This window comes from Ferruginibacter sp. (genome assembly GCF_028288465.1).
Classification (GTDB): domain Bacteria; phylum Bacteroidota; class Bacteroidia; order Chitinophagales; family Chitinophagaceae; genus Ferruginibacter.
Genome location: NZ_JAQBNR010000033.1, coordinates 25,787 through 47,493 on the forward strand (window position 1 = coordinate 25,787; position 21,707 = coordinate 47,493).

General features: G+C 41.1%; 13 protein-coding genes. 1 reads left to right on the plus strand and 12 read right to left on the minus strand.

Annotated features, from left to right (window positions below; genetic code table 11):
- Window positions 1–45: 45 nt before the first annotated feature.
- Window positions 46–2,625: a phosphoenolpyruvate carboxylase gene (locus JWR61_RS14620; protein ID WP_301928508.1), complete on the plus strand. Its 2,580-nt coding sequence runs from the start codon at window positions 46–48 to the stop codon at window positions 2,623–2,625.
- A gap of 699 nt (window positions 2,626–3,324) precedes the next feature.
- On the opposite strand, the gene JWR61_RS14625 is transcribed toward JWR61_RS14620, so the two are convergent.
- From JWR61_RS14625 to ilvB, 12 genes are all read right to left on the minus strand, one after another.
- Entirely contained in the window at window positions 3,325–3,519 is a 195-nt protein-coding gene (locus tag JWR61_RS14625) for a hypothetical protein (protein ID WP_301928509.1), read from the minus strand.
- A 364-nt stretch (window positions 3,520–3,883) separates the two neighbouring features.
- On the minus strand, window positions 3,884–5,359 hold the full coding sequence (locus JWR61_RS14630) for an ammonium transporter (RefSeq protein WP_301928510.1): 1,476 nt from the start codon (window positions 5,357–5,359) through the stop codon (window positions 3,884–3,886).
- A gap of 76 nt (window positions 5,360–5,435) precedes the next feature.
- Entirely contained in the window at window positions 5,436–6,512 is a 1,077-nt protein-coding gene (locus JWR61_RS14635; protein WP_301928511.1) for an outer membrane beta-barrel protein, read from the minus strand.
- 420 nt (window positions 6,513–6,932) lie between these two features.
- Window positions 6,933–8,333 carry an ammonium transporter gene (locus JWR61_RS14640; protein WP_301928512.1) on the minus strand — a complete coding sequence of 467 codons (1,401 nt, stop codon included), beginning with the start codon at window positions 8,331–8,333 and terminating at the stop codon, window positions 6,933–6,935.
- Window positions 8,334–8,587: 254 nt separating this feature from the next.
- Window positions 8,588–10,063 (minus strand): glutamate synthase subunit beta, encoded by a 1,476-nt coding sequence (locus JWR61_RS14645; RefSeq protein ID WP_301928513.1) that lies wholly within the window; start codon window positions 10,061–10,063, stop codon window positions 8,588–8,590.
- 157 nt (window positions 10,064–10,220) lie between these two features.
- Window positions 10,221–14,804, minus strand: coding sequence for a glutamate synthase large subunit (gene gltB / locus JWR61_RS14650; RefSeq protein WP_301928514.1), 4,584 nt, complete (start codon window positions 14,802–14,804; stop codon window positions 10,221–10,223).
- 79 nt (window positions 14,805–14,883) lie between these two features.
- Window positions 14,884–16,230, minus strand: coding sequence for a threonine ammonia-lyase (ilvA, locus tag JWR61_RS14655; RefSeq protein ID WP_301928515.1), 1,347 nt, complete (start codon window positions 16,228–16,230; stop codon window positions 14,884–14,886).
- 74 nt (window positions 16,231–16,304) lie between these two features.
- Window positions 16,305–17,789 (minus strand): ketol-acid reductoisomerase, encoded by a 1,485-nt coding sequence (gene ilvC, locus JWR61_RS14660; RefSeq protein ID WP_301928517.1) that lies wholly within the window; start codon window positions 17,787–17,789, stop codon window positions 16,305–16,307.
- Between the two features lie 225 nt (window positions 17,790–18,014).
- Window positions 18,015–18,602, minus strand: coding sequence for an acetolactate synthase small subunit (ilvN, locus tag JWR61_RS14665; RefSeq protein ID WP_290335938.1), 588 nt, complete (start codon window positions 18,600–18,602; stop codon window positions 18,015–18,017).
- 38 nt (window positions 18,603–18,640) lie between these two features.
- Window positions 18,641–19,414: a methyltransferase domain-containing protein gene (locus JWR61_RS14670; protein WP_301928518.1), complete on the minus strand. Its 774-nt coding sequence runs from the start codon at window positions 19,412–19,414 to the stop codon at window positions 18,641–18,643.
- Window positions 19,414–19,887 (minus strand): DinB family protein, encoded by a 474-nt coding sequence (locus JWR61_RS14675; RefSeq protein WP_301928535.1) that lies wholly within the window; start codon window positions 19,885–19,887, stop codon window positions 19,414–19,416. The genes JWR61_RS14670 and JWR61_RS14675 overlap by 1 nt, the downstream gene beginning before the upstream one ends.
- 20 nt (window positions 19,888–19,907) lie before the next feature.
- Window positions 19,908–21,680, minus strand: coding sequence for a biosynthetic-type acetolactate synthase large subunit (gene ilvB, locus JWR61_RS14680; RefSeq protein ID WP_301928519.1), 1,773 nt, complete (start codon window positions 21,678–21,680; stop codon window positions 19,908–19,910).
- Window positions 21,681–21,707: the final 27 nt, after the last annotated feature.

A 21,707-nucleotide genomic window follows, 5' to 3' on the forward strand; every position in this document is an offset into this window, starting at 1 on the left:
GTAATTGCTGCCAGCTTTATTACTTTTTATTAATTTTTATTGAATATGGATCATCAGTCGTCGACAGGTTTGCAGCATTTTAAGAACTTGGTTGGAATAAAATTTCAATTGTATAACAGTCTCTTTACTTCTCTTCCATTTCACCGGATTGAAAAAACAGGAATACTTCTATCGCTGTTACAAAATAACTGTGAAGAGGGGTATCGTAAAAAGCAAAGTCCGGTGGAAATAATTGAAGACTTTTTTAACAAACAAACCACCTACCGACAGCCGCAGGAGCGGCTGGACCTTTTATTCAGATTCATTCAGTATATAGAAAGACAGGTCGTGTTATTTGATGCCCTGGAAGATGCGTCTTTTAAAGAAGTAAACGACATGGGGGGCGTTGGTACTTTAAAACACCTGGAAAGCGAAGTATTGCAAACCAATAAAGAAGAGGAACTGTCTGCCAAATTAAAAAACTTTGCAGTTCGGCTTGTGCTCACGGCACATCCCACACAGTTTTATCCGGGTTCTGTTTTAGGTATCATCAATGATTTATCTAAAGCATTGATGGCAAACAATGCGGCACAAATTAATATGTACCTGCAGCAGTTAGGTAAAACACCTTTCTTTAAAAAGCAAAAGCCAACCCCATACGATGAAGCTTTAAACCTGGTATGGTATCTTGAAAATGTTTTTTATGCTGCCACCGGCAGGATCATGTCTTTTTTAACTTCCCAGTTTCCGAATGCAATAGATGCCAATCACCCGATTATAACGATGGGCTTTTGGCCCGGCGGCGACAGGGATGGCAATCCTTTCGTAACTGCCTCTACTACTTTAAAAGTGGCCGATGCATTAAGGGGAAGCATTATCAAATCTTACTACCTGGAAATAAGAAGGATCAAACGCCGCTTAACTTTTGAGGGCGTAGACACCATTCTGGCAGATCTTGAAACGGAGATGTACAACAACATTTTTATCCCCGGTCAGCGGACTGCAATCAATAAAAATAAAATACTTGACGAACTGCATAAAATCCGGGAAATATTGATTTACAAACACAATGGATTGTTTCTTTACCTGATAGATAATTTTATCAATAAAGTAAATGTGTTCGGTTTGCATTTTGCTTCGCTGGATGTGCGCCAGGAAAGTTCGGTTCATAATAAAGTACTGGAAGCTATCTCAAAAAAATCAGGCTACCTGCCGGACAATTACGCCAGCTTATCTGATGAAGAAAAAATTGATTTCCTTACTTACATTGAGGTACCGTTAAAAGAAGAAAAGTTTGACGATCCTTTGGTTGCAGATACGATTGCCACCATTAAAGCCATTAAAAACATACAGGATTTTAATGGAGAAGCTGGTTGTAACAGGTATATCATCAGCCAATGTTCAAGCGCATTGAATGTGCTGGAAGTATATGCTTTATTCTTATTATGCGGTTGGGAAAAAGAAGCTCTAAGCATCGACATTATACCTTTATTTGAAACGGTAGAAGATTTACAGAATGCACCGGACGTAATGCAGCAATTGTATTCGAACAAAGTTTATGCAACGCATCTCGAAAATAGAAGTAAAAGGCAAACCATTATGCTCGGCTTTTCTGACGGAACCAAGGATGGTGGTTACCTGATGGCAAACTGGGGCATTTATAAAGCGAAGGAAAACCTGACCACGGTTTCAAAACAACACGAGGTAGAAGTACTCTTCTTTGACGGCCGCGGTGGACCACCGTCAAGAGGTGGGGGTAAGACGCATAAATTTTATGCGTCCATGGGCCAGAATATTTCCAACAAAGAAATTCAATTGACAGTGCAGGGGCAAACGGTTAGTTCCAGCTTTGGAACTGTGGAAAGCGCCCAATTTAATATTGAACAATTACTGCATGCCGGTATAACAAATGAATTGTTTAATAACCGTCATGTGCTGATGAATAAGGAGGAAGAAAATTTGCTGCAACACCTGGCTGAAGTTAGTTTTACAAAATACACCGCATTAAAAAGTCATCCCCGCTTTACCGATTATTTATCACAGGTAAGTCCGCTGAAATTTTACAGCGAAACCAATATCGGCAGCCGGCCAGCCAAGCGTACCGGAGGTAGCAAACTTTCTTTAAAAGACCTGCGGGCTATCCCGTACGTGGGAGCCTGGGCTCAGTTAAAACAAAACGTTACCGGGTACTTCGGCGTTGGCAGTGCTTTGAAAGAACTGGACCAGCAGGGAAAATTCGATGAGTTAAAAGTACTCTATGATAAGTCGCTCTTTTTTAAAACTTTGCTGGATAATTGTGAAATGGCAATGAAGAAATGCTTTTTCCCGCTCACCGAATTTTTATCAGCAGATCCAAAATACAGTGAAATCTGGACAGTGATTTATGATGAATTTAATTTAACCAGGCAATACATTTTAAAGATATCCGGCAAAAAAGAATTGATGAGCGATTACCCAGTTGATCAGTTGTCTATTGCAATGCGGGAAAGAATTGTACTGCCTCTATTAACGATACAACAGTTTGCTATCATGAACATACGGGAGATTGAGGACAACCTCATTAATTCTCCACTTAAAGAAACCTACGAAAAATTGATTATGCGTTCTTCTTTTGGTATTATCAACGCAGGCAGAAACTCAGCTTAAATGAATTGCTGTTCAAGACAGGCAATTACTTTTTTGTTGCTGAAAAAGGTGTTTATCACCCCAAAAGTTACGCTTACAAATATAGATAAACCAGCGCTGGTCAAAATCGCGATGTTAACAATATCTTTTTGGACTTCATCTTAGAAGCCGACAGCGTGAAAAACAAACATTGTAAAACCGATGCCTCGGAGCAAACAATACCAGGGATATAGTTCCATTGAATGTTCCCGGGTAATTTTGTTTTATTCAAGTTTACCATTAAGCAGCTCATTAAAAATATGTCCGATGGCTTACCTAAAAGTAATCCCGCCTTAATACGGTTGCTACAGAACTGCTTAAGAAGATATTGGCCTTTCATTGATTCCCGTTTAATTTCAGTTCCGGCCATCAGAAAAAATTTCAATCGGGAAATTATTAATCCAATCCAGATAACTTACAGGAAGATGGGAATTTTCAGGAAAAGCAAACCCATTTTTCAACACTTGGCGTGATTAGCCACAACCCGGCAAATGGCCGAATCAATAAAAACTATAACAAACCGGCAATTCAGCTATCATCAATAAAATAGCGTATTGGTTGAATAACCGATTGACTATTATTTTCCTCTTGTTCTGTATTTAACTTAAACGAATCACAACATAAAATAAAAGTAGGCTATCTCTTTCGAGACAGCCTATCGCATTCTTTATAACAATTTTTTTAATGAGCTGTATGCTGGCTCTTTTTAAAAGCAGGAGCAACTATAAAGGCTACCAGCAGTAAAAAATATCCAACAGCAGCAGCTCCGCTTACTCCCGGTTCAGAAATGGCAACAGGTCCTTCGGCCATCGTTGAAATTTGAAAACCTATAATAATTGCTAATGTCAATAATCCTTTTTGAATTAAACTTTTCATTGTATTTTTTTTAAGTTGTTATTTTAATTTATTAGACAAAATAACGACGTAAATAAATACAAAATTGCAGTACGGGCGGGCGTTACAGCAAGTACAGCCGAATTTCATTTTTATTAAATATCAAAAATAATCTAGAGAATGATCATATCTGAGCCTGCAAAAGAAAAAAAAAACTTTATGAAAACAAGAAGAGAAAAAATAAATCCAAATTGCCACCTCTATAACCTTCAAGTTAACCAGCTATTAAAATAAAACGGATTAGATAATTTGAGAATAAGAATTTATTTTAACAATTAATTAACAAAACCAAAAAGCCATGTTGATCAGATCAACACGGCTTTTTGGGTGTAATAACGAGTGAGATCTATTCAGAATAGGCTGCAGTTCCATGTTCAAAAACATCTAGCCCTCCAGGATTTGTTTCAGCTTCAGCTTCTACACGCAGTCTCCATGGATTAGGTAATTTATTGATTACCCACATTAATATAAATGCTACCACAAATGTTGCTGCTACAATAGTGAGATTGCCAACCATTTGTTTTACAAACAAGTCTTTACCGCCGCCGTAAAACAATCCCTTTAAAGGAGCTGAGTTATCGGCTCCGGTTGGACCGGTTACACCATACTTGCCACATGCAAACAAGCCCAATGACCATGTACCCCAGATACCAGCTGCGCCATGAACAGGTACCGCACCAATAGGATCATCTATTCTCAGGTATTCCAGCAATCCGGTAACAAGGTAAACAACTAATCCAGCTACCGCACCGATAATAACAGCACCTGTAGGTGAAACCCAATAACAAGGACAAGTGATGGCAACCAGGCCTGCTAAAACACCGTTCACGGTAAAAGGTAAATCAAATTTTCCTTTCGTTCCGCCAAACCATAATGCCAGGTACATTGCAACCATTCCTCCGGAACAGGCTGCAAGCGTTGTATTGGTGGCAACACGTCCTATACCCTGCATATCAACTGCAGAGAGCGTACTTCCCGGGTTGAAACCATACCACCCGAACCAAAGAATAAAGGCACCGACTGCCCCTAATGTGAGGTTGTGAGCTGGTGGCATGCCGCCGCCGTCACGTTTAAATACCCGGCCAATGCGTGGACCTAATACTATTGCACCAGCCAAAGAGGCAACGCCACCGATAGTATGTACAACTGTTGAACCGGCAAAATCCCAGAAACCATAAGTTGCAAGGAAACCGCCCGGCCCCCATGCCCAGTGACCGATGATAGGGTAGATAAATCCGGTTATTCCTATTGAATATAAAATATCGCCACGGAAACTCGTGCGACCGATCATTGCACCAGAAACAATTGTTGAACAAGTATCAGCAAATGCATATTGAAAAATCCAGTGCGCAATCACGGGAATGCCTGTAGTAAGATAGGTTTCCGGTGCACCTTGTAAAAAGAACCAGTGGTAACCAATATAGGAGTTTCCTTCACTAAACATAAAAGCATACCCAATTGCCCAAAAAAGCAACCCGCATAAACAGGTATCAAAAAGGCATTCCATCAATACGTTTACAGTTTCAGTTTTTCTGGCAAACCCAGCCTCAAGCATTACAAAACCTGCCTGCATACCAAAAACCAAAAAAGCTGCAACCAACGTCCATATTGTATTGGCGGTATTTATCAAAACTGTTTCGTGCGGCGTATAAACCTCCTGTGCAATGGCCGTGGAAGCTATCATTGACGGTAACATTTTCATTGCGGTAACCACAAGAAAAACGCCGAGCACTTTTGCAAAAACGATGGTAAACCACATTTTCCATTTTTCTGCTTTTGTTAGTGGTATAGCAGTTGTGGCGCCGGATTTCCGTTGACCCATTTGCCTGAGATTAGCTAAAGTTGCTGAGAACATGGTGGTAAGTTTAAGGTGATAAAATACTAGTACAAAAAATTAATTAAAATTTGTAAACTGCTGCAAGCAATGCGGTGGCGGTTGATTTAGAACCGGTGCCATCATTTTTTGAATAAATTTCGCTTTGAGCAGCTTCAAATCTTAATTCAGGAATAAGGGTAAAAGGACCAACTTTATAATCTAAGGACAGAGTGCTTGCATAAATGCTTTTCGTGCCATAATAAACTACTTTACTATCGCTGATCAATTCATTTCTCCAGGTAAGGCCAACTGTTGGCGAAGGATCCACATTCAGATACAAAGCAAGGCCTTTCCAGCTGCCGCTTGGATTGGTAGAACCTTCAATTTGTTTGCGATCCTGCATGGTTGCGTTAAACCCAATGCCGAATTTATCGGTTACTGTTGCGTTAACAACAAGATCAAGCTGACTTAAACTTTTTAAAGCCAGTGGATTTGAGCCTTCATGGGCTCCAAAAAATCCGGCATAATTCAGATACGCTTTTAATTTGCCATCTTTAGAGCCTCCGCTAACCTGTGCGAGTAGCGTTTTTGTGCTTGTAGTAGAAGTTGTCTGATCAATGAAGTTAGCAACACCCAGCATAAATCCAACTGGGCCTGCCGTAACATCCATCTTTACACCTGTATGAGAAAATGGACCGTTAGTGAACATATAGGACATGCTGTAGTTCCTGTTTAAAGGAGCATCCATCACTTCATAACCAACGTGGGTTGCAAATTTTCCTGCAGTTAATTTTACATTACTGGATAATGCATAAGTAAGGTATAATTGCTTTACCATTGCAAGGCTGGATTTTGCGGCAGACTCATAATAAGAGAACTCTTCGGCTCTTGTGCCAAATCCCAAATCAGCAGTCGCGGTAACTTTACCGGATAAAGCCGTAGCGTCGGCCTTGATTGTAGCCATGCCTAAAGCAAATGAACTTTGCGAATTTGTAAAGCTTGTTTTGTTGTTACTATTACCGGCAGCATTCGAAAAGTTATAACGGTAATAACCATCAACAGATCCGGAAATGGCAAGAGATTTGGTAGAATCCTGCGCATGAAGAGTTTGCATGGCACACAAAGCGATGATTGCAGTTCCAAAAATTTTTTTAATCATTGTTTTTAGTTTAGTAGTTGGTTAAAGAAAAGTGTTGAATCTCTTTTGGCAAAAGCAATTCCGTGTATCATAAGGGCAAAATCATATAAATTATGATTTAGTGTAATCTAAATCTCTTTCACAATAATACGCACAAAAAGTAAAAGTAACCCTAATAAAAAGACATATTTATAGTTAACATGTGTATAAACGGGTCGATTTATTAGAAAATTTTGAAAGTAACGCTCAAAATTTATATAAAATGCAGTATTTACTGTCTTTTATTAAGATTATGAAATATAATATATATCATACAATAACTTCTGGTTAACAAAATGATTGGGCTGCATTTTTAGGTTGAAAAGACGGATGGCGGCGTTTGACAAAAAAAATCCGCGACATTACTGCCGCGGATTTAATAATATTTATGTCTCTGGAAATTTAATGAACTGGTCTCTCTTCAATAATACCTTCAGACCTCACCAGTAAAGTACCCTGTACATAATTTTCACCATGCTGAGATTCATCGAGGCCCGCAGATTCCTCATCTTCAGAGACACGCAATGGATTAACGAAATTGATAAATTTAAATATCAGCCACCCTACAATAAAGCTATAGCTGGCAACTATTACCATCCCTTTCAATTGTGTAAAAAACAAATCACCACCAAAAAATAATCCCTGGTGATTGGCCGTGGCATCTAAACCTACCCCGCTGTTAACTGCATGAGAGGCAAAAACACCGGTCAACAACATGCCAACAATCCCACCTATGCCATGGCAGGGAAATACATCCAATGTATCATCCACTTTGGTCTTGGAACGTAATGAAACAGCAAGGTTGGAAATGATGGCAGCAACAAAACCAATAAAGGCACTATGTGCAATACCTACAAAACCTGCTCCCGGAGTAATAGCTACCAAGCCTACAACAGCCCCAATACAAAACCCCTGCACAGATGGCTTCTTACCGCGTAATACATCAAAAAACATCCAGGACAAACCGGCTGTGGCAGCAGCTGTGTTGGTGGTTGCAAAAGCAGATACCGCCAATGTATTGGCAGCCAGCGCTGAACCGGCATTAAAACCAAACCAGCCAAACCACAGCAAACCGGTTCCGATCAATACATAGGGAACATTTGCAGGATGATTTTCAATATTGTCGATATGCGATTTTCTTCTTTTTAATACCAGTGCACCCGCCAGCGCTGCACAACCTGCCGTAATATGTACAACTGTACCACCAGCGAAATCAAGCACGCCCATTTTAAATAAAAATCCGTCAGGATGCCATGCCCAGTGACATACAGGAAAATAGATGAATACACAAAACAACACAATAAATAAGGCATATGAAGTAAAGCGAACCCTTTCAGCCACTGCACCCACAACCAGTGCTGGGGTGATGATAGCAAACATTAACTGAAATAAAGAGAACAAGGTTAGCGGAATGGTTGGACCACCTACCCACGGAGCACCGGACACAACGCCTTTATAAAATAAATGCGACATTGGATTTCCTATAACACCTCCAATGGTAGTTCCGAAAGACATTCCGTAGCCAACTGTAATCCACAAAACAGTTACAATACCGGCTGCGACAAAACTCTTGATCATAGTACTCAATACATTTTTGCGGTTCACCATACCTCCATAAAAAAAGGCCAGACCCGGCGTCATCAAAAACACCAGAGCAGTCGATATCAAAACCCATGTGATATCTCCCGTTACATATTTGGAAGTATCTGCAAAGGCCTCAGCAGTAGGAAAGAAAAGACTTCCTACAGCTACTGCCGTAAGTGCAAAAAAAGGTAGCACTTCCCTTATTCCGATTTTTTTCATAACGTTTAGTGGTTTTAGTATTAAAAAATAATATAATAATTTGATATCTAAACAAAAATAGCAAAATTTTACAGACAAACGTTCATCCGGATGAATAATTATTAACATTATACTAATAAAGTACATTTAATTTCAATTAACATCACATTAACTGACTATTCTATACAAAATATACAGATATTTAATAATTATATACACTCTAAATAAAAAACTCCCTGTTTGCACAGAGAGTTTTCATTAAAAGTTGAAAATTATTAAGCCAGGTACCGGGCAATCATATTCCCGTCGGCTGTCTCAAGCAGCGAGTTTCCAACAAGGAATTCATCTACTTTTTCAGCACAATCACGTCCTTCCTTTATCGCCCAAACTACCAGCGACTGCCCCCTGCGCATATCCCCTGCGGTAAAGATTTTACTAATATTAGATTGGTAATTTTTCTCCGAAGCCCTTACGTTGCCTCTTTCATCCAACTCAAGTTCCAGTTCTTTAATCAAACCTTCATGTTGCGGATGCACGAATCCCATTGCCAGCAAAGCCAGTTCACAGGGAACTTCCCTTTCACTTCCTTTAACTTCCACGAATTGCGCCGGCCTGTGGTCAACGACTTTCCACTCTAAATCTACCAATACCAGCGACTTTAAATTACCTTTTTCATCACCAATAAATTCTTTGGTAGCAACCGCCCAATGGCGTTCACATCCCTCTTCATGTGAAGATGTGGTTTTTAACAACATAGGATAAGTAGGCCATGGCATTACCAGGCTGCGGGCCTCGGGTGGTTTGGGCAATAATTCAAACTGAGTCACAGAGGCAGCTCCATGCCGATTACTGGTTCCAACGCAGTCGCTGCCGGTATCTCCACCGCCGATAACAATCACATTTTTACCTGTAGCAAAAATATCCTTCTCATCGAAAGTTCTTTCGGCCACCCTTTTATTTTGTTGCTTTAAAAACTCCATGGCAAAGTGCACACCTTTATAGTGTCTGCCGGGAATAGGTAAATCTCTTGGTATGGTTGACCCTCCAGCCAACACTATTGCCTGGTATTCCCGTAATAAATCACTGATGCTGATATTTACACCCACATTGGCATTACACTTAAAAATAATTCCTTCCTCTTCCATCAATTTTATCCTTCTGTCAATTACCCATTTCTCCAGTTTAAAATCGGGTATACCGTATCGCAATAAACCGCCCGGCGCATCGTCGCGTTCAAAAACGGTTACGGTGTGTCCTGCAACATTTAGCTGGGCTGCTGCCGCCAAACCTGCCGGACCACTTCCAACAATAGCTACTTTTTTACCTGTGCGGGAAACCTGTTTGTGTGCTTTTACGAAACCTTTATCGAAAGCAATTTCAATAATATGCTTTTCAATTTCTTCAATCGTAATAGCTGGCTGATTAATTCCCAGCACACACGCTGCCTCACACGGCGCCGGGCAAATACGACCCGTAAACTCAGGAAAATTATTGGTGGAAGATAGAATATCATAAGCCTCTTTCCAGCTTTTGCGATACACTGCATCATTAAACTCAGGTATTACATTGCCGAGCGGGCAACCATTGTGACAAAAAGGTACGCCACAATTCATGCACCTGCCTGACTGCTGATTTAATTTTTCCTCGGGAAATCTTTCTATAAATTCTTTATAGTCGTGCACACGTTCCTGAGCGGGGCGCTTGGCAGGAAGCTCTCTTGTAAACTCTAAAAAACCGGTTGGTTTGCCCATTGTATTATTTGTTTTTCAGTTAATTATTTTTTTCGTGCCGTAATTATTGTCCCGGCATTTTTGCTCTTTGCATCGGCGGTGGCGTCGCAGCCGATAGCTATCTGCTCTTGTGCATTTTATTCGTATCGGCTTTTACCAAAGCGGAGAAGGTTACCTTCTATTTGAGTTTCTCTTCAACAGCTGCAGCGGAAATTTTAGCCAGTGCTTTTTTATAGTCTTTTGGAAATACCTTGATGAAATTCTTCAGCTGGTTTTCAAAATCATCCAGCACAAATTTGGCAACAGTACTTTTTGTAAATTGGTAATGATTGCTGACTAATTGGTTTAATTCCGCTTTATCTGCTTCACCAACCGGGTCAAGATCCACCATTTCCTTATTGCAGTTAACATCAAAGTTTCCTTTTACGTCATACACATAAGCAATACCACCACTCATACCAGCAGCAAAATTTCTTCCGGTATTTCCCAGCACTACTACTCTTCCACCTGTCATGTATTCACATCCGTGATCACCCACGCCTTCCACAACGGCTGTGGCACCTGAGTTACGCACCGCGAAACGCTCACCTGCTTTTCCACGGATATATGCTTCACCCGACGTAGCTCCATAAAATGCCACATTGCCAATTATAATATTGTCTTCCGGAACAAACCTCGCTTTAGCCGAAGGATAAATAATCAACTTGGCTCCGCTCAAACCTTTACCAAAATAATCATTGGCATCGCCTTCCAGTTCCATTGTTACACCTTTTGTATTAAAAGCTGCAAAACTTTGTCCTGCTGTGCCTTTAAATTTAAAGTGAATGGTGTCGTCGGGTAAACCGGCACCTTTGTATTTTTTTGAAATTTCATTGCTTAAAATTGTTCCCGTTGTCCTGTCGATATTTTTGATATCAAAACTGGCGGTTACTTTTTCAAGCTTGTCCAATGCAGGTTGGGCAGCTGCCAGTAATTTCCAGTCAAGCACATTATCCATTTCATGATCCTGGCTTTCTTTATTATACAAGCCCGTGTAAATGGAGGCGGGTTCTTTGTATAAAATTGGTGACAAGTCCAGTTTGCTGTATTTCCAGTGTGTAATGTCTGGCCTTGTTTCCAAACAATCAACCTGGCCCACCATTTCGTTGATGGTTCTGAAGCCAAGCTGCGCCATGATCTCTCTTAATTCTTCTGTTAAAAATTTAAACAGGTTCACTACATATTCAGCATCACCGGTAAAACGCTCACGCAATTTTGGATCTTGTGTAGCCACACCTACGGGACAAGTATTCAGATGACACTTGCGCATCATGATACAGCCTTCGGTAACCAGCGCCGCCGTTGCAACCCCCCACTCTTCTGCTCCCAATAAAGTTGCGATTGCTATATCACGACCGGTTTTTAATTGCCCGTCGGTTTGTAAAACCACCCTGCTGCGTAATTTATTTTTTACCAAAGTCTGGTGCGCTTCTGCAAGTCCCAGCTCCCATGGCAAGCCTGCATGTTTGATAGAACTGATAGGCGAAGCGCCGGTTCCGCCGTCGTTGCCGGCTATCAAGACCACATCTGCTTTAGCTTTGGCAACACCCGCTGCAATAGTACCTACACCCGCTTTTGACACCAGTTTTACATTGATGCGTGCAGCCCTGTTGGCATTTTTTAAATCGAATATCAGCTGGGCCAAATCTTCAATAGAATAAATATCGTGATGCGGTGGAGGAGAAATCAATCCAACACCAGGTGTTGCGTGACGCACTCTTCCTATCCAGTCATCTACTTTATGACCAGGCAACTGGCCACCTTCGCCAGGCTTCGCCCCCTGTGCCATTTTTATCTGCAATTCATCCGCCTCTGTTAAATAATAACTTGTAACGCCGAACCTTGCCGAAGCAACCTGCTTGATGGCACTCCGCATCAGGTCACCGTTGGCAGCTGGTTTATAACGCATTTCGTCTTCACCACCTTCGCCCGTATTACTCTTTCCTCCCAAACGGTTCATGGCAATAGCCAGCGTGCTATGTGCTTCATGAGAAATAGATCCAAAACTCATGGCGCCGGTTGCAAAACGTTTCCATATTCCTTCTGCTGGTTCTACTTCATCTATTGAAATGGGTGCACGGTGAAAATTAAATTGAAACAAACTCCGCAGCGTGCAAGCTTTATCACCCTGGTCATTTACCAGTTTTGAATACTTTTTAAACGTAGCATAATCATTCATCCTGGTCGAATATTGCAACAGGTGAATCGTCTGGGGATTGAATAAATGAAACTCTCCCTTACGCTTCCACTGGTACAATCCGCCTACAGGTAAACGGTCAACCGGTATTTCTTTTTTGCTGAATGCAAATGCATGCTTAGCTAAATTTTCTTTGGCTATTTCATCCAGTCCCATCCCTTCAATGCGGGAAATAGCACCAGTAAAATATTTATCTACAACAGACCTGTTTAGACCAATGATCTCAAATATTTGTGCACCCTGGTAGGACTGCAAAGTAGAAATGCCCATTTTGGAGAACACTTTCAACAAACCATCATTAACCGCCTTGGTATAATTCTTTTTAAGATAATCTGAATCCAGGTCAGTAACCAGCTTGCCGCTGATCTTCATGTCCCGGATGCTGGATAAAGCCAGGTAAGGGTTAATAGCAGTTGCTCCAAACCCCAGCAGGCAGGCAAAATGATGCACTTCCCAAACATCGCCCGCTTCTACAACAATACCAACCTGTCCTCTTAAACCTTTACGGATCAGATGGTGGTGAACGGCAGCTGTAGCAAGTAAAGAAGGGATGGGTGCATGATCTGAATCTATAGAACGATCAGTTAATATCAATACCTCAAAACCATCCTCGGCTGCATCTACGGCATAACGACAAATTCTTGCCAACGCCTTTTTCATCGAATCCGGTTTGCCATCTGCCCGATAATACATCTGCAAAGTCTTCGCCTGGAACACTCCGGTATCAATACTCCTGATTTTTTCCAGCTCAAAATTGGATAGCACCGGGTGTTGCAATGCCACCGTGTGACAAGCCAAAGGATCTTCATTCAATAAATTGCCATTGTTGCCAACAAAGGTCGCAAGAGACATCACTAATCTTTCACGAATAGGATCAATCGGCGGATTGGTAACCTGCGCAAACAATTGCTTGAAGTAAGAACTCAAATGCTGAGGCTGATCGCTTAATACAGCCAGCGGCACATCCGTGCCCATGGAACCGATCGGCTCTTTTCCTTCCAGCGCCATTGGAGCAATGATAGTATCCAGATCTTCTGTTGTATATCCAAAAGCTTTCTGGTATTTAAACACCTGGTCGCTGCCTAAGTGGGTAAACATTACCCTTGGTTCGGGCAGCTCTTCCAGCCTGATTTTATATTTATTCAACCACTCGCCATAAGGCTTTTGTGAGCAGATACCTTTCTTCAATTCTTCATCGCTGATGATACGGCCCTGCTCCATATCTACTACAAACATTTTACCCGGTTGTAATCTTCCGTTTTCGATGATGATGGAAGGATCAACAGGCAATGCCCCTGTTTCAGATGCCATGATAACACGGTCATCATTGGTAACACAATACCTGGATGGACGCAAGCCATTTCTGTCTAAAGTAGCGCCGATGATTTTTCCGTCTGTAAAAGAAATAGAAGCAGGTCCATCCCATGGCTCCATCATGGATGCATGATATTCATAAAAAGCTTTTCTTACAGGATCCATTTTATCATCGCCATCCCAGGCTTCTGGTATCAGCATCATCATCACATGTGGCAATGACCTTCCTGTCAGTGTCAGCAATTCTATCATGTTATCCAAACAGGCAGAGTCTGATTGCATACTGGTAACCACCGGCAGCAACATTTCCATTTCTTCTTTACTAAAATAAGGAGATACAAAACCTGTTTCACTTGCCTTTAACCAGTTCAAATTTCCCTGCAATGTGTTGATCTCGCCATTGTGTGCAATGTAGCGGAACGGCTGCGCCAGTTTCCAGGAAGGAAAGGTATTGGTTGCAAAACGGGAGTGTACCAGCCCAAAGGCAGATACAACCCTTTTGTTATTAAGATCAGGGAAATAATTGCGTACCTGGCGGCTGGTGAGCTGGCCTTTGTACACGATGGTTTTATATGAAAGCGATGCGATGTAAAAACCAATGGCATCCTGCCTTACGGTATTGAATATTGTGTGACTTGTATAATTACGCAGTACAAATAATTTCCTTTCGAAGTCCAATGGATTGGTAATATGATCGGGGCAAGCGATAAAAACCTGTTCCATCACCGGCTCAACCGATAATGCTGTCGGACCGATGCCCGATGTATTTACCGGAACACTTCTGTAAGTCAATATTTCCAACCCCAGTTTTTCTGCAGCCCTGTTAAATATATCGCGGCATTCTTCCCTGAGTTTTATTTCTTTTGGAAAAAATATAACGCCTACACCGTACTTGCCAAAGGATGGCAAATGAACGCCCAGCTTTACACATTCATCAAAGAAAAACTCATGCGGTATCTGGATGAAAATACCTGCCCCGTCGCCGGTATTGGTTTCGCAACCGCAGGCACCCCGATGCTCCATATTTTCTAAAATGGTTAATGCATCTGAAATGTGCTGGTGACTTTTGTTGCCTTTGATATTGGCAACAAACCCGATACCGCAGGCATCATGCTCAAACTGAGGATCGTACAATCCCCTGTTTGCTGCAGTGGAGATATTCAACGATTCGTTGTTTGTTTGAGGCGTTTTAGTAGTTGCAGTTTTGTTCATCTAATCGAAATTTTTTTAGTAAAAAATAGCAATTCATTTTTTGTAATGAATTCATTTGGCAGCAGCAATCGTATGTTTTTTATACCAGGTATCCGTACAGGTTATCATCCTTCTTCAATTCCGTAAAGTTGACCTGGTATTTATTTAAATTTTGTAACAGCACATGGTAATCAGCTTTGTCTTTTAACTCAATACCTACCAATGCCGGTCCTGTTTCCTTATTGTGTTTTTGCATGTATTCAAAACGGGTGATATCATCATTTTCACCCAGCACAAAATTTACAAATTCTTTCAGCGCACCTGGCCTTTGTGCAAACCTGATTAAAAAATAATGCTTCAATCCTTCATATTGCAGGGAACGTTCTTTTATTTCCTGCATGCGGTCAATATCATTGTTTCCACCACTTAATATACAAACTACATTCTTCCCTTTTATCTCATCTGCATAAGCATCCAGGGCGGCGATAGACAATGTGCCAGCGGGCTCAGCAACAATTGCATCCTCGCCATACAATTTCAAAATGGTGGTACAAACCTTTCCTTCCGGCACCAAATGTATCTCCCGCAACACCTCTTTACAAATAGCAAAGGTAAGATCTCCGACGGTTTTTACCGCAGCCCCGTCTACAAAACGATCAATGCTGTCAAGGGTTACAGGCTTACCGGCCTTAAAAGATTCAAACATGGCGGGTGCACCCTCCGGTTCAACGCCAATTAAAATCGTTTCCGGCGACGCGGTTTTAAAATAGCTTCCAACACCTGCACCTAATCCGCCACCACCAACCGGCATAAATAAATAATCTATTTGTGGCTGTTCTTCAAGTATTTCCAATCCTACCGTACCCTGACCTTCAATAATTTTATAATCATCAAATGGCGGAATAAAAGTCATCCCGTTTTGAAGCGTATATTTTTTTGCAGCCACGGCACAGTCATCAAATGTGTCGCCCACCAGTTTCACTTCAATCCATTCTTCGCCAAACATTTTTGTTTGACTTATTTTTTGATTGGGCGTAACCACCGGCATAAACACCACGCCTTTTACCTGCAATTTTTTACAACCATAAGCAAAGCCTTGTGCGTGATTGCCGGCACTGGCACAAACTACGCCCTGTTGCAATTGTGCTTCCGGCAAACTGCTCATCATATTGTAAGCGCCCCTCAATTTATAAGAGCGCACCACCTGTAAATCCTCTCTCTTTAAAAAAATAGTACAATCATATTTTTTTGAAAGATTGGCATTATAAGTCAGTGGTGTTTTGCTTACAATATTTTTAAGACGTTCTGCAGCAGCAGGGATATCGGGCATCTTCCCCCCATCCCCTAAAGGGGGGGCATTTGGAGAGTCTGCCTTATCTTCCCTCCTCAAATTTTTGTCGAGCCCAACAAAAGCATCAGTTTCTCTATTTTCAAAAATTGTGTTCACTTATCTTGTTCCTCTATTTTCTTTATTGTTTTCTTTTTAAATCTTCCCCAAAAAGTGTAAGCTTTGAATTGGACTTAAGCAACTGTATTAATCGTTTTCATCTCAGTCATCGCCTGCCTTAATTCAGCGCCGATGGATTCAATTGGATGATAGCGGATAATTTCATTTACCGCGATGATCACTTTATTGTCAACACCTGCATCAATGCCATCATTAAAGTTTTTTCCAATCAGGTTGGTATCTACTGTCTTCATAAAATCAGCCAGCAATGGTTTGCAGGCATGATCGAATAAATAACAGCCATACTCTGCCGTATCAGAAATAACCCTGTTCATTTCAAATAATTTTTTACGGGCAATGGTGTTTGCAATCAATGGCGTTTCATGCAGTGATTCATAATAAGCAGATTCTTCTTTAATGCCTGATTCAACCATCGTTTCAAAAGCCAGTTCAACACCCGCTCTTACAAAAGCTACCATCAATAATCCGTTATCAAAATATTCCTGTTCTGCAATTTTATATACAGTAGGTGCGGTTTTTTCAAAAGCAGTTTCGCCGGTAGCCGCTCTCCAGGTCAATAAATTCTTATCGCCATTGGCCCAGTCTTCCATCATTGTTTTAGAAAACTCGCCACTCATAATATCATCCTGGTGCTTTTGAAACAGCGGACGCATGATATCTTTCAGTTGTTCAGAAATTTCGAACGCCTTAATTTTTGCAGGGTTTGACAACCTGTCCATCATTGCAGTGATACCGCCTTGTTTCAAAGCTTCGGTAACAACTTCCCAGCCATATTGAATTAATTTAGCAGCATAAGCTTTATCAATTCCTTTCTCAATCATTTTATCAAAACTCAGGATAGAACCGGTTTGCAGCAAACCACAAAGAATGGTTTGCTCGCCCATCAAATCTGATTTTACTTCAGCTACAAAAGACGATTTTAAAACACCAGCCTTGTGACCGCCTGTTGCAACCGCATACGCCTTTGCATAATCCCAGCCTTTACCTTCGGGATCATTTTCAGGATGCACCGCAATCAAAGTAGGCACACCAAAACCTCTTTTATATTCTTCTCTCACTTCCGTACCCGGGCACTTTGGAGCTACCATGATAACAGTAATATCTTTCCTGATTTGCATACCTTCTTCTACAATATTAAAACCATGAGAGTACGATAAAGTGGCTCCCTGTTTCATCAATGGCATGATGGCGCTTACTACCGCTGTATGTTGTTTATCTGGTGTCAGGTTAATCACTAAATCCGCAGTTGGAATCAATTCTTCATAAGTACCTACTGTAAACCCGTTTTCAGTAGCACTTTTCCATGATTGTCTTTTTGCATCAATAGCTTCCTGCCTTAATGTATAAGAAATATCAAGGCCACTATCCCTCATATTCAATCCCTGGTTTAAGCCCTGGGCGCCGCATCCTACTATCACTATCTTTTTACCTTTCAATTCATTTACGCCGTCTGTAAATTCGCTTTTGTCCATAAACTCACATACCCCTAACTGATTTAATTTTTCTCTTAGCGATAATGTGTTAAAGTAATTAGCCATTGTTGTTTGTTGTTTGCCCCCATCCCCGAAAGGGGTTTTATGGAGTGTTAATAATTATTATTACTATCGTTTTTTATTTCAAATATTATTCATCCGGTATTTGTGTTTCATGGCATCAGCGTTGTGTCACTCCCGTGTACCATTTCAGCTTTTTGGTACGCTTCATCAATTCAAAACAATTTTCAATCACACAACTTATCAACCTTGCCGCAGCAGAGGCTGGTCTTACATGCTGAATACTTCGTCCTGCTGATTCAGGAATTCATTTTCTATCACTTCTTCACCAGGTTCTCTTTGCTCAAATTCTTTCAGCTTTTCATGAAAACCATGACTTTCTTTTATAATCGCAATTCTTGCACTGCGGACGAATTCTATCAATCCATAAGGCTCAAGCGCTTTAATCAGTTTATTCGTTTCTTCCCGGTGACCAGTTGTTTCAAAAACGGTAAAATCTTTACGGATGGCAATCGCCCTGGCGCCACATTCCCTTAACAACCTTTCTACTTTTACCTTCTCAGCAATTTCATCTGTTGATACCTTATATAAAGCCATTTCCTGCCAAACCACTTCATCGTTGGTGTTGAAATAGGCTTTTAAAACCTCTACCTGCTTTTCAATTTGCCTGCACACTTTTCTTACTACTTCTTCTGTTTCGTCTATCACAATTGTAAAGCGGTGAATGCCTTCAATTTCTGAAGGAGAAGTGTTCATGCTATCAATATTAATTTTCCTTCTTGAAAAAATAATGGCGATACGGTTGAGTAAACCTATCTGGTTTTCGGTGTAAACGGTGATCGTAAATTCCTGTTTCATATTTATCCTGTTGCGGTGTTGACCGGATGATGAAAAATTTATTTTATTGCAATTATTCTTAGTCTTTTATAATCGGCATACCAGTCTCCATTTTTAAACTGGGTTGGCTTAAGCGCTGCCTGCACTTCATCTAATATCGTTTCGATTGTTGGTTCGTCAATTCCTTTTAAGAAAGAACTTCCGAACATACGGACCCAATCTTTAATACCATTTTGTGTATCAGCAAGCTTTGTATCACGGTTAAAATGTGCGGCATATGTAACACGAAAACCCCGCTTTTCAAGCAGGCTGGTATACTCGCTTACAGAAGGAAAATACCATAATGGAATAGCTGCATTTTCAGCAAAGCCATGGCTTATCAAACTGTTTTGTAAAGCGGTGACAATTTTGGCCATGTTCTGCTTTCCTCCAAATTCCAGTACAAGTCTTCCGCTTCTTTTTAAATTGCGGTACATGCAATCAATGGCCATTTCTTTTTGCAACACCCAATGCAGCACTGCATTTGAAAAGATCGCATCAAAGTGTTGGTCAAAATAAAACTCCGTGGCAGACTGCACTTTAAACGCCAGCTCAGGGTATTGTGCTTTGGCCTTTGTAATCATTTCCAAAGAATTATCAATACCAGTAACCGTAGCCCCAGCCGCAGCTATCACACTTGTAAGATAACCTGTGCCACAACCTAAATCCAAAATGCGTTCGCCCGCCTGTGGATTTAAAAGATCTACCAGGCCTTCTCCGTATTTAAATACAAAAGAATGCTTGTCATCATACAGATGAGGATTCCAGTTGGTATGTACTGTTGCGGTATTCATTATCTGTTTACAATTCTTTTAAGTGCCATTGCATATCCTAAATGCAGGCCTTCGTGCATGGTAATAAATTTAACAGCATCATCCACACTGTTCAACTCTACGTTAAAACTTGTAGTGTAGTTATTATAGCTGGTAAAAATATTTTTTTCTATGTCTGCAACTAATTCATTGATCAATCCAATAGACTGGCTTTTTAAAAACTCAAACTCCTTTTCGTCCAAAAATGTTTCAGGTTTTGTACCCTTTGAATATTTAGCAACATAAGACGCATCGATTTTCATTGGCAATCCTGCCAGCTTATAACAAAGTATCTGCTGACTTACAATCACGTGCCCGAAATTCCAGATGATATTGTTGTTAAATCCTTCAGGGACTTTATTGAGTTGTTCGATAGTCAACCCATCCATCAGCTTCAAAAATAAATTTCTTGAAGCCAGAATTGTATCAATGCATTTATCTTTTTCTATTACCATCACGTTATTATTTTATGTGCTTAACTTAATCTTATTTCTGCAACGCTGCAACCTTGTGGCACCATCGGGAATACATTATTTTCCTTGCCTACCATTACTTCCAGCAGGTAAGCGCCATTATGCTCCAGCATTGTTTTTACAGCTGCTTTCAGATTTTTCCTTTCGTCAACACGCTGGCCTTCTATGCGGTATCCTTTTGCTACCTGTACATAATCCGGGCTTTCAATATCTACGAAAGAATATCTTTTATCATGAAACAACTGTTGCCATTGCCGCACCATACCCAAAAACTGGTTGTTAAGAATTAATATTTTCACATCCGTACCAGTCTGCATAATTGTACCCAGTTCCTGTATAGTCATTTGTACACCACCGTCACCAATGATCGCTACAACGGTGCGGTGTGGAGCGCCGAATTTCGCACCAATTGCCGCAGGCAAGGCGAAGCCCATCGTACCGGCACCCCCGGAAGTGACATTGCTCTTTGTCTGGTTGAACTTTGCATAGCGGCAGGAAACCATCTGGTGCTGGCCAACGTCTGTTACAATAATGGCATTGCCTTCAGTGATCTCATTGAGTATTTTAATTACTTCACCCATGGTTAATTCATCACTTGTTGGGTTAAGTTCATCTTTAATAACAACGTCTATTTCCTTTTGCGTAAACTCTTTAAATTTCGCCATCCATTCCGGATATTGTTTTGCTTCTATCAGTGATGTAAGCAAGGGCAATGTTTCTTTACAATCGCCCCAAACAGGTACGGCTGATTTTACATTTTTATCAATCTCTGCAGGATCAATATCCAAGTGAATTACTTTGGCTTGCTTGGCGTATTTATCCAAACGGCCGGTTACCCTGTCGTCAAAACGCATACCTACTGCGATTAAAACATCGCATTCATTGGTTAAAACATTGGGACCATAATTACCATGCATACCCAACATACCCACATTTTGCGGATGATCGGTTGGCAGGGCACTTAAGCCAAGCAAAGTCCATGCTGCAGGCAATCCGCCTTTCTCAATAAATGCTTTGAATTCTTTTTCTGCCTTACCCAATATTACCCCTTGTCCAAAAAGCACAAACGGCTTTTTTGCTTCGTTGATCAGTTTGGCGGCTTCTTCTACATATTCTTTTCTAACAATTGGCTTAGGGCGGTAACTGCGGATGTGCGTACATTTTGTGTAGCCTTCGTAATCAAATTTTTGCAGTTGCGCATTCTTGGTAATGTCTATCAAAACTGGTCCTGGTCTTCCGGTACCGGCTATATAAAAAGCCTTCGCCAAAACAGCAGGTATTTCGGTGGCGTCCGTTACCTGGTAGTTCCATTTGGTAACCGGTGTGGTAATATTTATTACATCCACTTCCTGGAAAGCATCCGTACCCAGCAAATGAGCATATACCTGGCCGGTAATGCAAACCAAGGGGGTGCTATCGATCATCGCATCTGCCAAACCCGTTACCAGGTTGGTAGCGCCCGGACCACTGGTTGCAAAAACAACCCCGGTTTTTCCGGATGCCCTTGCATAGCCCTGGCCTGCGTGAATACCACCCTGTTCGTGGCGGACCAATATGTGTTTTAGTTTGTCATGGTAATCATACAAAGCATCATAGATGGGCATGATGGCACCGCCCGGATATCCGAATATGGTATCTACACCTTCCGCGACGAAAGCTTCCAGCACGGCTTGTGATCCACTGATAGCAGTAGTTTCCGCTTTCAACGGTAATGTTTCCGCAACCGCTGCCTTATCGGCGGGCGCTATTTTTTCTATGATGTCTGATGTTTCCATTGTTCATTAATTTAATTTTCTTACAGG

Coding starts and splice junctions, on each gene's coding strand:
- JWR61_RS14620 (WP_301928508.1), top strand. CDS start 46: ATGGATCATCAGTCGTCGACAGGTTTGCAGCATTTTAAGAACTTGGTT.
- JWR61_RS14625 (WP_301928509.1), bottom strand. CDS start 3,519: ATGAAAAGTTTAATTCAAAAAGGATTATTGACATTAGCAATTATTATA.
- JWR61_RS14630 (WP_301928510.1), bottom strand. CDS start 5,359: ATGGGTCAACGGAAATCCGGCGCCACAACTGCTATACCACTAACAAAA.
- JWR61_RS14635 (WP_301928511.1), bottom strand. CDS start 6,512: ATGATTAAAAAAATTTTTGGAACTGCAATCATCGCTTTGTGTGCCATG.
- JWR61_RS14640 (WP_301928512.1), bottom strand. CDS start 8,333: ATGAAAAAAATCGGAATAAGGGAAGTGCTACCTTTTTTTGCACTTACG.
- JWR61_RS14645 (WP_301928513.1), bottom strand. CDS start 10,063: ATGGGCAAACCAACCGGTTTTTTAGAGTTTACAAGAGAGCTTCCTGCC.
- gltB (WP_301928514.1), bottom strand. CDS start 14,804: ATGAACAAAACTGCAACTACTAAAACGCCTCAAACAAACAACGAATCG.
- ilvC (WP_301928517.1), bottom strand. CDS start 17,789: ATGGCTAATTACTTTAACACATTATCGCTAAGAGAAAAATTAAATCAG.
- ilvN (WP_290335938.1), bottom strand. CDS start 18,602: ATGAAACAGGAATTTACGATCACCGTTTACACCGAAAACCAGATAGGT.
- JWR61_RS14670 (WP_301928518.1), bottom strand. CDS start 19,414: ATGAATACCGCAACAGTACATACCAACTGGAATCCTCATCTGTATGAT.
- JWR61_RS14675 (WP_301928535.1), bottom strand. CDS start 19,887: ATGGTAATAGAAAAAGATAAATGCATTGATACAATTCTGGCTTCAAGA.
- ilvB (WP_301928519.1), bottom strand. CDS start 21,680: ATGGAAACATCAGACATCATAGAAAAAATAGCGCCCGCCGATAAGGCA.